Origin of the sequence: Psychrobacter sp. YGAH215, assembly GCF_007280595.1 — a bacterium.
GTDB classification, from domain to species: domain Bacteria; phylum Pseudomonadota; class Gammaproteobacteria; order Pseudomonadales; family Moraxellaceae; genus Psychrobacter; species Psychrobacter faecalis.
Genome location: NZ_VKLR01000006.1, coordinates 62,405 through 74,774, shown reverse-complemented (window position 1 = coordinate 74,774; position 12,370 = coordinate 62,405). Strand labels below are relative to the sequence as shown.

Genomic DNA, 12,370 nt, shown 5'->3' with positions numbered 1-12,370 from the left:
TTTTTTTGGTTAAAAAGTTGGCCAAAAATTTCAGGCGATAATAAATGTTCAACATTGAATGGTTTTAAAAGGGATAGATTTTAACATGTATTTTAACGGCTTTTATAATTGATAAAGCCTAATAATATTGGGGAAGCCAAGTAGCGACCGCAACTCGCGAATGCCTTGTGCCAAATGGTTACGGCTACGCACGACGATATGAATAATAGTGTCGCTGCTACGCACGTCGACCTTTTCGACCCCGATATTTAACTGGCGCAGATGATAAATCACTTCACTGATTTGCTCGTCGCTTAGGGCGATTGAGAGTTTGAGATAAGCAGGGAAGCGAATTTTGCTGTTATGTTCCCCGGATGAGTCGCCTTGTTTAATGGCTTTATCATTACGCCAGCGCAGTTGGATAACTTGATAAGGGTTGTCTTTACGGATATCGTCTAACGAAAAGCACTTATGGCGATGTACAACCAGACCATGACGTGATAAATGGCCAACGATAGGGTCACCATAAATCGGATGACAACAATTGGCAAAATCAAGCTCAACACCTGACGCGTTGACAATCAATTGTTGCGGTTGGGTCATATCATCAACGCTTTCTTGCGACTGCATATCACTGACTTCATCGCTAAACAAACGGGTCACCACCAGTTGCGGCAGCAACGTACCCGAGCTAATTTGCTCAAACAGCGCATTTTTTTCTGTCAGACCGCGCCATTCAGTTAAGTTTTTCCAATCACTTTCGGTTAAATCATCGAGGCTTTTCTGATAGGTTTTTAGGGCACGGTCTAAAGCTTGTCTGCCATGATGTTGTTTATCGGCGGGCGATAAGTCTTTAAACCAACGTAAAATCTCCACGCGGGCTTTATTGGTCACCACAAAGCCGAGCCATTCCGCTTTTGGCTCAGAATGACTGCTGACTTCAATCTCGACCAACTGCCCGTTTTTCAGCACCGTCCCGAGTTTTGCATGTTTGTTATCGACATTGGCACCGACCGCGACATTGCCAACCATAGGACCGACGGCGTAAGCAAAGTCTAGCGCTGTGGCGCCTTGGGGCAGCTCATAAGCGCGGCCTTGCGGACTGTAGCAGATGATTTTACTCGAGTGTAGATAATCCATCAGCTCATTAATAGTAGAAACGGCTGCGGAAAAATCAGGACTGTCGGCATCTAACGTGTCTTCGTCAACCAAGTCTTTCATATTACGTAGTGATGCTTGAATAACTGACTGGCTGACATCAGAGGCGTGTTCAGCACCAATAACACCAAGCCTTGCCGCGTTTTGCATTTGCTTGGTTAAGATGGTGACTTTAACAAAGTCATTGTCGCGTTCATAAATCAGGGTGAGCGACTGATTGCCACCGGGCAGCGGACGACGAATATTATCAGCGATATGACTGTCATCAATCTGGTATTTTTTAATGAGATAATAAGCAAGCTTGTCACAAGCTTCGATGTTATCAAGCACTATCTCAAACGCATAATGGCGTAATAGCGCATTAATTTCACCGCGATTACGGAAAAATTGGCGGAAGATAACCACGCGATTGTCTAAAACTTTGACCATGCCATTAAGATTAAGGTTATTTAGCACAATGCTCAAGTAGCGATGAATGGCTTCTCTTTGAAAATTACGCCCAAGTCCATGTTGCAGCAGCTTATCAGACAGCTTGTTATACATATCAGAATCAAGATTACGATAACAAAGCACTTCGATATAATCGGCAATGTCATTGAGCCCCATCAAGCGCGCAAAGGGTACATAAAAATCCAAGGTTTCTTGCGCTGTGGTGCGCTGTTTTTCGGGACGTACCGCATCGAGCGTCGACATATTGTGCAAGCGGTCGGCCAGTTTAATAATCAAGACGCGCGGATCGGCAAGGGTGGCGGTCAAGATTTTATGAAAGGTGGCGGCTTTGTTTTCTTGCTTGTTATGGGTTGATGATTTTAATTTGGTCACGCCATCGACCAGTCTGGATACTATTTTACCGTAACGCTGCTCAATATCCTCAGCGGTAACCTCGGTATCTTCTACCGTATCATGAAGGATGGCCGCAATAATGGTATCGCGATCCAAGCTAAAGCCTGCCAATATTTCGGCGACGGCAATCGGATGCGTGATATAAGGCTCCCCTGATTTACGCTTATCTTTGATATGCGCTATATCACCGAACTCACAGGCATCAATAATATCACTACGTTCAGCCGCAGTGAGATAACCTACTGAGCGCAGCAGGTTGTATTGAGCATCATCAACTAAAGGATGACTGAGTTTGGGCAAGGTTTGAGTCATAAGGTGGTAATCCTATTTTCCAATACCTATTTATCAGTTCAGGACGGTTCGTCGGCTACGGACTTTTAATGGGTTCAGGACTGTTGGGTAAATGATAGCTGGATGAATAAGCGGCGGTTATGCAAAAGAGTAAGCTATTAGGTCAAAGCATACTAACTTAAAACGCACAAAGCGAAAAGAGGGCAGACCACCCTCTAATTAATCGTAAATCGTTCTCAATGTCAACTCTTATGCGCGTAAGTCAGGCAGAAAATAAAAAATTCTACCTGAGTGGTATGATTTTCGCTATAAATGGTCGCAAAAATTGGCAAGCGTTTGGTGTTATCAGTCGTTTCATAACCAAAAAACCACAGCCGATGCTGTGGTTCTTATCTTTTAGTAATGTCAGCACGGAATAAAGTGGTTGTGCTTATTGCTAAAAGTTAGGCTTTACTAAAAACAGCTCTGTATTAAAAGCTATGATCGCCCGACAAAGCCAAATCTAATGAGCTTGTCGCAAAGTTATGCTCTGGCTGATTTAAAATATCACGGGTGATTTTGCCGGCAGCAATTTCACGTAATGCCAATACCGTAGGCTTGTCATTATCGACGTCAACCATCGGCTCAGCGATACCCTTGGCCAATTGACGGGCGCGCTTACTAGCGACCAAAATCAGCTCAAAGCGATTATCAACATTATCCAAACAATCTTCAATCGTCACTCGTGCCATAAATAGCTACCTCGGTTGTTTTTATCAGTCACGGCGCTTGTCCGTTACTCAATAAAAATAATATCAAAAATATAAAAGGGGGATAGCTGGACATTATAGCATTTTTTGCTTAGGCGCGTAGTTGCTTTTTATATCTACTGTTAGTTATACGAAAATCGAGATTTTTCACTTTTAAACCTTCTTTCTCCTAGGTTTTCTTTGCTTATTCGTCGACTTGGCTATTTAGCAAATTGGCAATAGTGCGATGATAGCGCTGCTGCTGGCGTTTAAGGGTTTGTCTATCGGCGACGATAATGGCTTTTAGCTCGGTTAACGCCACTTCAAAATTGTCATTAATCACCACAAAATCAAAATGTACATATTGCGCCATCTCCGTGACCGCGCCCGCCAAGCGCTGCTCGATGACTTCCATGCTGTCCTGCGCACGCGTCGATAAGCGCTGACGTAAGGTCGCTAAACTTGGCGGCAAGATAAAAATCATCGTCGCATCGGTAAATATTTTTTTGACTTGTAGCGCCCCTTGCCAATCAATCTCAAGGATCACGTCAACACCTGCCTCTAGCTGCGCGCGTACGCTTTGCTCTGAGGTGCCATAATAATTGCCAAACACTTCGGCATGCTCTAAAAACTTGCCTTCGCCGATAGCCGTGACAAATTTATCAACGTCGGTAAAATGGTAATGCTGACCATCAATCTCACCGGGACGCGGCGCGCGCGTGGTGTGCGACACGCTAACGGTCAAGTCGTTGGTGGTGGCCAGTAGCTGTTTGACCAGTGAGGTTTTGCCCGTGCCTGAGGCGGCGGTAATAATAAATAATGAACCTGTCATACGGTTTTTCCTAATGGAGTGCATTCTAATGAAGGATGTATTAACAAAATATGAGCTAGAGAAATATGTGTTGCAAAAAAGCAGAAATCGTTTTAGTAAAGTGTTGAGCTGGTAAAAACAAAAAACGCCATCAAGTATGGCGCTATAAAGTTGTATTGATTTCTCAGTGATACGTCATTATAAACTGCTTAGCGCGCTTTTATTTAATTCGCGCAAGCTTTTTAGCACTCAATCTTAATTATTGTCTGTTTTTGCATTAAAAGGCGCTGTATCAATGAACGTTAATGATCAGTTCATTTGAAACAGGGTTATTTTCAAAGGCAATAAAAGCAAATTATGCTAAAGTAGAGCATGGATGTTATCCCAAGTTTTGAGGTTAAGCAGTTTGACGTTGAGCTGTAACCATAAATTATCTAATGATAGGCCCTTTTATGCAAATTTATCTTGCCAATCCACGTGGATTTTGTGCTGGTGTGGATCGCGCGATTGCGATAGTGAACGAAGCATTGACACGTTTTGAGCCACCCATTTATGTGCGTCATGAAGTCGTGCATAACAAATTTGTGGTCTCAGATTTGGCCAATCGCGGCGCGGTTTTTGTCGAAGAGCTGCACGAAGTGCCGGATGGTTCAATCGTGATTTTCTCGGCGCATGGTGTCTCAAAGGCGGTCGAAGATGAAGCAGAGCGCCGTGATTTGACCGTATTCGACGCCACTTGTCCGCTGGTCACTAAGGTGCATATCGAAGTGGCTCGATTTGCCCAAGACGGTATGGATGCGGTATTAATTGGTCATGCAGGTCATCCTGAAGTTGAAGGCACTATGGGGCGTTTCAATCGTCGCCACGGCGGGCAAATTCATTTGGTCGAAAATGAAAGCGATGTTGAGGCTTTAAATGTGCAAAACGCTGAGCATTTGGCTTTTGTAACCCAAACGACTCTTTCGATGGACGATACCGCGCGCGTCATTGATGCGCTGCGTGAAAAATTCCCCAGTATTCAAGGCCCGCGCAAAGACGATATTTGCTATGCCACCCAAAACCGCCAAGACGCGGTCAAAGATTTAGCCGGTCGCTGTGAAGTGGTGTTGGTGGTTGGTTCGCCAAACTCGTCAAACTCTAATCGCTTGCGTGAGTTGGCTGAGCGTATGGATTGCCGTGCCTATCTGATTGATAACGCTACTGAGATGGATAGAAGCTGGTTTGATGGCATTCAAAGTGTTGGCGTTACTGCTGGCGCGTCTGCACCTGAGATATTAATCCAAGAAGTGCTACAACAATTGCAAGATTGGGGCGGAGATTTACCAAGTGAGCTGTCAGGTATCGAAGAAAACGTGACCTTTAGCTTGCCAAAAGCACTGCGGATTCCGGTCACGCAAGTAGGTAAATAGCATGAATAAGCAGAAAAAAGGCTTTGTGTTAGCAGAAGCGACGCTTGCTGAGATTAATAAGCAGTTAAAAATTAATCTGTTTACCATCGTTGTGCTGATTGTCATGCTAGTGCTGAACACTGCGCAATTTATGAAAGAGTATAGTGTCTTATATGGCGCGCTTATCGCTGTCATGGCGTTTTTTCTATTTATAATGGCCAAAAGTCGCACCATGCTCATGATGAGAAAACAACAGCTTACCAAGTAAATGCTAAAGGTAAATTAAATATAACCGTTATTATGAAAGACCAACCTATTAAAGTGGTCGAGAATAAAGCAATAATAAAGAAGATTAGATTAAGGATGTTCATGCCAGCTTATTATCAGTTTATCAAACGCGAACAGCTAGAAGGTGGGGTTAGCGTTGCCCATTATCAGCCAACCAAACATGCACAAGGCGCTTGGAATGAACACGAGCAGCATATGGCACCAGCGACTGGACTGCTGACCGCCGAGCTTGAAAGCTATACGCCGCAAGCAAATATGCGTATTGCTCGTATCAGCCTGGATATTTTAGGCTTGATACCGCTTGATGAGTTTACCGTTACCACGCGTTGTATTCGTCCGGGCAGAACGATTGAGCTAATCGAGGCGGTCATGAGCAGTCGTGGCCGTGATGCCATTATCGCGCGCGCTTGGCGACTGCTGACCCAAGATACCAGCGAGATTGCCGGACTTGAAGACCAAAAAGCGCTGCATCAGCCTGAGGATTTGCCTGTTTGGGATGGTATGAAAGGCTGGCCGGGTGGTTTTATCGAAAGCGTTCGCTTGGTTGCTGAGCCCGACCGCCGTGCTGGACGTGGTATGGTATGGATTACCAATGATGTCGAGATGGTAGAAGGCGAAACGACTGACGATTTGGTACATCTAATGGGGATGGTCGATACCGCCAATGGCGTCGTGCCACGCTTGGGGCTCGGCTTATCAGAATTGCAATGGATGTTCCCCAATACGGATTTGCAAATCCATATGCATCGCGCGCCAAAAGGGCGCTGGCTTGGCATCGAAGCGGTGCAACAATACGGCGATGACGGTATTGGGCTGACCAGCGCTGTGCTGCATGATGTGCACGGGCCGTTTGGTCGCAGTGAGCAAATCTTGACCATTCGCCCTATGCCGCGTTAAAGCGCGATAGCTTTATGTATTGGATAGTCACAAAAGTAAACTGAACAGGATTGCTTCAGCAAATTATCGTCCTAAGTTAGCATTTAGTTGATAAGAAAATGGTTAATAGTTATATAAAATAAATCAAAAGTATGTGATTAATTTATTATACAAATAATCGAAAATCGGTTGTAATGGAATACCACAACGAGGCAAGGTGATTCAAAACTGCTATGATGGGTTTTGATAGTGAAGGTTACCTTTCACTTTATCCTTGCAACAACGATAACTAAAGGAATATGGCCATGAACGATATGAACGATAAAAAATGCCCTTACGATATGACGCCGTTGACCATGAGTAATGGCGCGCCAGTGGTTGATAATGAAAATAGCAAAACCGCCGGTAAACGCGGTCCTCTACTCGCAGAGGATTTATGGCTTAACGAAAAGCTCGCTGATTTAAACCGAGAGGTTATTCCAGAGCGCCGTATGCACGCCAAAGGTTCGGGCGCGTTCGGTACTTTTACCGTCACCAATGACATTACTCAATATACGCGTGCTGATATTTTTAGCGAAGTGGGTAAGCAAACGGAGATGTTTGCGCGTTTTAGTACAGTCGCAGGTGAGCGCGGTGCCGCTGATGCTGAGCGTGATATTCGCGGTTTTGCCCTAAAATTCTATACCGAGCAAGGCATTTGGGATTTGGTCGGTAATAATACACCGGTATTTTTCGTTCGTGACCCGCGCAAATTTCCAGATTTAAACAAAGCGGTCAAGCGTGACCCACGTACCAATATGCGTTCGGCGACCAATAACTGGGACTTTTGGACGTTATTGCCCGAATCTTTGCACCAAGTCACCATTACCATGAGCGATCGCGGTATCCCAGCGTCTTATAGACATATGCACGGCTTTGGCTCGCATACGTATAGCTTTATCAATAGCGACAATGAGCGTTTTTGGGTCAAATTTCATTTCCGTACTCAGCAAGGTATCAAAAACTTAACCGATGCCGAAGCCGCTGAAATCATCGCCTCGAATCGTGAAAGCCATCAAGAAGATTTGCTCAATGCCATCGACAATGGCGATTTTCCGAAGTGGAAAATGTACGTGCAAATCATGCCAGAAACCGATGCCGATACAGTACCTTACCATCCGTTTGACTTAACCAAGGTATGGCCAAAAGGGGATTATCCGCTGATTGAGGTTGGCGAGATTGAGCTTAATAAAAACTCAGACAATTATTTCTTAGACGTCGAGCAGGCGGCTTTTGCGCCGAACAATCTTGTGACTGGCATTAGTGCCTCACCAGACCGTATGCTACAAGCGCGTCTCTTTAGCTACGCCGATGCTCAGCGTTATCGCGTTGGTGTCAACCACAAGCAGATCCCAGTCAATAAACCTCGTTGTCCTGTCACCAGTAATCAGCGCGACGGTCAAATGCGTGTCGATGATAACTACGGTGGCCGTCCACACTATACGCCAAACAGCTTTGAGCAGTGGCAAGATCAGCCGCAGTACGCTGAGCCAGCTTTAAAGATTGATGGCTACGCAGCGCATTACGATTTCCGTGAAGACGATAGTGATTATTTTAGCCAGCCGCGCGCACTGTTTAACCTGATGAATGAGGAGCAAAAGCAAGTGTTGTTTGATAATACCGCCCGCGCGATGGGTGATGCGCTTGATTTTATTAAATATCGTCATATTCGCAACTGTAACTGGTGCGACCCTGCTTATGGCGTAGGCGTTGCCAAAGCCCTTGGCATGAGCGTTGAAGACGCTATGGCAGCACGTGAGAATGATCCTGCTCGTCATTTACCTAGCTGTTTATAATCTCTGTAGAAAATAAAAACGATAGAATTTAGCTGCTCTATATTTATCTAAAAACACCGCCTTAGGAAACTGGGGCGGTTTTTTTTATGCTTAATTATTTTTTTAGCTTAGTTTAGCCTATTTGATCTTGAAATTTTTACCCGTGCCCCTATCTGATTAGGCAGCCTAGCAGTATTTACAGCGCCTTCTTGCTAATCAAATTTAGTAATTAGATTGGGTAATCAAATTGGCTAAACTGCTAGTATTTGAAAATTTGTGATTTATGCGTGCTGGTAACAGCATTTTTGGTATCAATAATAGGAGTTTTTATGAGTGAACAGACCCAAGCGGATAATAAAAACGCTAATGACATCAATATTAATAAAGACAGCCCAGAACTAAAAAAACACAGTTTTGAAGCAGAAGTGGCGCAGCTGCTGCATTTGGTGACGCATTCGCTTTATTCTAATGCCGATATTTTTGTACGTGAATTGGTTTCGAACGCATCGGACGCTTGCGACAAATTGCGCTTTGAAGCGACCAATGACGACAGTCTTTATGAAGATGATGGCGAGTTAAAGATTCGTATCGCTGTCGATGAAGATGCCAAAACCATTACCTTTATCGATAACGGCATCGGTATGAATGAAGCCGACGCCATCGAAAACTTAGGAACGATTGCCAAATCTGGTACTAAGGCTTTCCTCGACAAATTGTCTGAATCGCAAAAGCAAGATGGACAATTAATTGGTCAATTTGGGGTTGGTTTTTACTCTGGATTTATCGTGGCTGATACCATTAGCGTTGAGTCACGAAAAGCGGGCGAGCCTGCCGATAAAGGTGTACGCTGGGTTTCAGACGGCACCGGTAGCTTTACCGTTGAGCCAATTACCAAAGAGACGCGCGGTACCAGCATTACTTTGCATCTAAAAGAAGAGTACAGCGAAGGCGAAGATAATTATCTAGACCGCGGCAAAATCAAGCGTTTGGTCAATAAGTACTCAGACCATATTAGCTTGCCGATTCAGATGCGTAAAGAAGTCTGGCAAGAAGATGTGAAAGAAGAGGGCGACGACAGTGACGCGCCAGCAGGCGGTCAGATGGTCTTGACCGACGAGTGGGAAACCATTAACAAAGCCAGTGCGCTTTGGACCCGCTCAGCATCTGAGGTTGAAGATGATGAGTATGTCGATTTTTATAAAAACATCACTTATGACATGGATGCGCCGCTAACATGGACACACAACCGCGTTGAAGGTCGCGTTCAGTATACCCAGCTTTTATATATTCCGAAAAAAGCGCCGATGGATTTATACACGCGTGAGCAGCAGCACGGCTTAAAGCTTTATGTGAAGCGCGTCTTTATTATGGACGATGCTGAGCAATTGCTGCCGATGTATTTGCGTTTTGTGAAAGGGGTCATTGATTCAGCGGATCTGCCGCTTAACGTCAGCCGTGAAATTCTGCAAGAATCGCGCGATGTTAAATCTATCCGAGATGGTAACGCGCGCCGTATTTTGACCTTGCTAGCGAGCCTTGCTAACAGCGAAGATAGCGATAAACAAGAAAAATTTGCCCAATTCTATAGCGAATTTGGCGATGTGATTAAAGAAGGCCTTGGCGAGGATATGGGCAATCAAGAGCGTATTGCCAAATTGCTGCGTTATGCCACCAGCACCAACGACAAGGTTGAGACCAGCTTTGAAGACTATAAAGGTCGTATGATTGACGGACAAAAAGCCATCTATTATTTAACGGCTGATAATTTGGCGGCGGCAAAGAATAGTCCACAACTTGAGCTGTTTAAGAAAAAAGGCATCGAAGTTATCTTGATGACCAGCCGTGTTGATGAATGGGCGATGAACTTCTTGACCCAATTTGATGGCACGCCGCTGCAAAATATCGCTAAGGGTGCGGTTGATTTAGGCGACTTGCAGGACGAAGCCGAAAAAGCTGAAGCTGAAAAAGCGCAAGAGACCATGAAGCCTGTCGTTGATAAGCTAAAAACAGCACTTGGCGCGCGCGCAAAAGACGTTAAAGTCTCAACGCGTTTGGTTGATAGTCCAGCGTGTCTAGTCATTGGTGAAGGTGAGCTGTCACCGCAAATGATTCAGATGCTGAAGCAAATGGGTCAAGATGTACCAGAAAGCAAACCAACGCTTGAGGTCAATCCTGACCATCCACTGATTAAAAAGTTAGAGAGTAGCGAGCAGTCTGACGACAATTTTGACAAGCTGGCGCAGGTCATTTTTGACCAAGCGTTACTTGCCGATGGCGGTCAACTAGAAGATCCAGCCGCTTATCTAAAACGCGTCAATGAGCTATTGATGCGATAATAATTGCTGCTTAATAAAAGGAGGTCTTGATTTTAAGGCCTCCTTTTTTAATGGATTGTCAATCAACGTTTAGAGTAATTTTTCGGCAGTTTTTACAAATCAGCCTTATCCTCTTGAGCGACAATCCGTTACAATCGCGATAGATTAGCGAGCTAAAATATTAAGTTAGATTTCTCGCTTTTCAATCCTATTTTATCGTCAAATAATAATAAATTGGCGTTATTTCTCTCGACTGGCTAGAGGTCTAAGTCTTTGTCACTTGCGTCATTAAAAACCGTATCGCTTCAGCGCTTCTCGCTCAATTTCGCGGCCAATATTATTGCCACCTTGTGGATGCTGGTCGGGTCGACGCGGGCGTTCTCTTGGGTAAAACCCACCTTTATCCAGTTTGCGGTATTCGCCATATTGGCACTGGGTAGTAATGTCCTATTCTCGTGGTTAGCCGCCGCAAATGGTAGCGTCTTTAATGAGCAAGGATTGGTCAGCTATTTAATTTGGCCGATGATTATTTTGCTCGGCGGTATTATTTTAGCTCGCCGCGCTGGTAACCAAGCGCTGGTTTTTGTGCCTGTCATTTTATGGCTGGTTGCTGATACGCTATCAGCGTTACTGCAAAGCCTGGTACAGTTTTTTGGCAGCTATGGGTGGTTGCCAAGTTGGAGTTATTCTTTTTTACCTATTTTATTTTTAGTGCTGTTTTTATGGCAGACACTCGCTTTATTATGGATATTTTTCCGTCGCCTGCGCATTTCTTGGTGGGAGAGAATCATCGTCTTAGTAGGGGCAGTGGCATTATTGACCATTTGGCAGCGTAACGTCGCCGACCAGCCGATATTTAAGCAAATTCCTGTTGAGCCGGTACTAGAAGAAGCGGCTTTATACGAGCAGCCGCGATTATTGCAGAAAGCTTTGGATCGTATCGACCCGAGTATACCGGGTAAAAGTGACTGGTATTTTATGGGCGTGGCAGGATTCTCAGACCAAAACGTCTTTCGTTCTGAGATTAATAAAGTGCGTGAATTGTTTGACGTGCGCTTTGGTACCAGTGGCCATTCGCTGGCATTGATTAATAATAATTACACGTGGCTAGATGAGCCAATTGCGACAAAGACCAGCATTTTGCGCGGGTTAAAAACCATCGGTCAGCAGATGAATGCTGATGAAGATGTATTATTTCTTACCCTATCGTCACATGGTGATGAGAATATTATTCAACTGGCAAATCCACCATTAGCGATGGATAATTTGGATGCCACGTGGCTGCGTGAAGCGTTAGATGCGTCCGGTATCCGCTGGCGAGTGATTGTGGTGTCGGCGTGCTATTCAGGCTCATTTATCGATGAATTGGCATCACCAACAACGGTAATTATTACCGCCTCCGCCGCTGATAAAATGTCATTTGGCTGCACCAATAGTGCTGAGATGACTTACTTTGGACAGGCTTTCTTTGCGGAGAGTTTGCGCGAAAACACCAGTTTTTCTGATGCGTTTAAAGACGCCGCCTACCGCGTGCAAGAACGTGAGCTTTATATGGGTTTTGAGCCATCAGAGCCGCAGATGGTCATTGGTAGCTTAATGGAAACCGCGCTGCCAGCATTTGAGCAAGTGTTGTTTACTAAAACCCGTCCAGCGCTCGCCAATATGACTAATCAGCCGAATTCTGTTAAGGTTACTCAAGCTCCTGATACGGCAAACGCAATCGTTAATCTGCCTGAAAGTGACTAAGGCCTGCTGATAAATGAGATTTATGTCGCTACTAAGGCGCGCTTTTTGAATTTTTAAAATGCTACTTGAGTGAGTGACTGTCTTTAACTGACTTTACTTAATTACTTGTCGTTAACAGTTTGCTTGCTAATAG

9 protein-coding genes are annotated in these 12,370 nt (G+C 44.7%); 6 read left to right on the top strand and 3 right to left on the bottom strand.

Going from position 1 to position 12,370, the window contains the following annotated elements; genetic code table 11:
• Positions 1-102: 102 nt before the first annotated feature.
• The 3 genes from FOR85_RS02995 to gmk all read right to left on the bottom strand — a co-directional run bounded on the left by FOR85_RS02995 (position 103) and on the right by gmk (position 3,831).
• Complete coding sequence (locus FOR85_RS02995) at positions 103-2,292, bottom strand: bifunctional (p)ppGpp synthetase/guanosine-3',5'-bis(diphosphate) 3'-pyrophosphohydrolase (protein ID WP_144296646.1); 2,190 nt, start codon at positions 2,290-2,292, stop codon at positions 103-105.
• Between the two features lie 449 nt (positions 2,293-2,741).
• Complete coding sequence (gene rpoZ, locus FOR85_RS02990; protein WP_068403827.1) at positions 2,742-3,002, bottom strand: DNA-directed RNA polymerase subunit omega; 261 nt, start codon at positions 3,000-3,002, stop codon at positions 2,742-2,744.
• 202 nt (positions 3,003-3,204) lie between these two features.
• A complete protein-coding gene (gene gmk / locus FOR85_RS02985; protein WP_144296645.1) occupies positions 3,205-3,831 on the bottom strand; it encodes a guanylate kinase in 627 nt (208 codons plus the stop codon).
• A gap of 431 nt (positions 3,832-4,262) precedes the next feature.
• Between gmk and ispH the strand changes: the two genes are divergently transcribed.
• From ispH to FOR85_RS02955, 6 genes are all read left to right on the top strand, one after another.
• Positions 4,263-5,219, top strand: coding sequence for a 4-hydroxy-3-methylbut-2-enyl diphosphate reductase (ispH, locus tag FOR85_RS02980; RefSeq protein WP_144296644.1), 957 nt, complete (start codon positions 4,263-4,265; stop codon positions 5,217-5,219).
• 1 nt (position 5,220) lies between these two features.
• Positions 5,221-5,466: a hypothetical protein gene (locus FOR85_RS02975; RefSeq protein ID WP_144296643.1), complete on the top strand. Its 246-nt coding sequence runs from the start codon at positions 5,221-5,223 to the stop codon at positions 5,464-5,466.
• 101 nt (positions 5,467-5,567) lie between these two features.
• Positions 5,568-6,383 (top strand): thioesterase family protein, encoded by an 816-nt coding sequence (locus tag FOR85_RS02970; RefSeq protein WP_144296642.1) that lies wholly within the window; start codon positions 5,568-5,570, stop codon positions 6,381-6,383.
• A gap of 293 nt (positions 6,384-6,676) precedes the next feature.
• Positions 6,677-8,197: a catalase gene (locus FOR85_RS02965; RefSeq protein ID WP_144296741.1), complete on the top strand. Its 1,521-nt coding sequence runs from the start codon at positions 6,677-6,679 to the stop codon at positions 8,195-8,197.
• A 308-nt stretch (positions 8,198-8,505) separates the two neighbouring features.
• The gene (gene htpG, locus FOR85_RS02960) at positions 8,506-10,512 is read left to right on the top strand and encodes a molecular chaperone HtpG (RefSeq protein ID WP_223808486.1); all 2,007 of its coding nucleotides are present in this window, start codon (positions 8,506-8,508) and stop codon (positions 10,510-10,512) included.
• Between the two features lie 252 nt (positions 10,513-10,764).
• Positions 10,765-12,237 carry a C13 family peptidase gene (locus tag FOR85_RS02955; RefSeq protein ID WP_223808485.1) on the top strand — a complete coding sequence of 491 codons (1,473 nt, stop codon included), beginning with the start codon at positions 10,765-10,767 and terminating at the stop codon, positions 12,235-12,237.
• Positions 12,238-12,370: the final 133 nt, after the last annotated feature.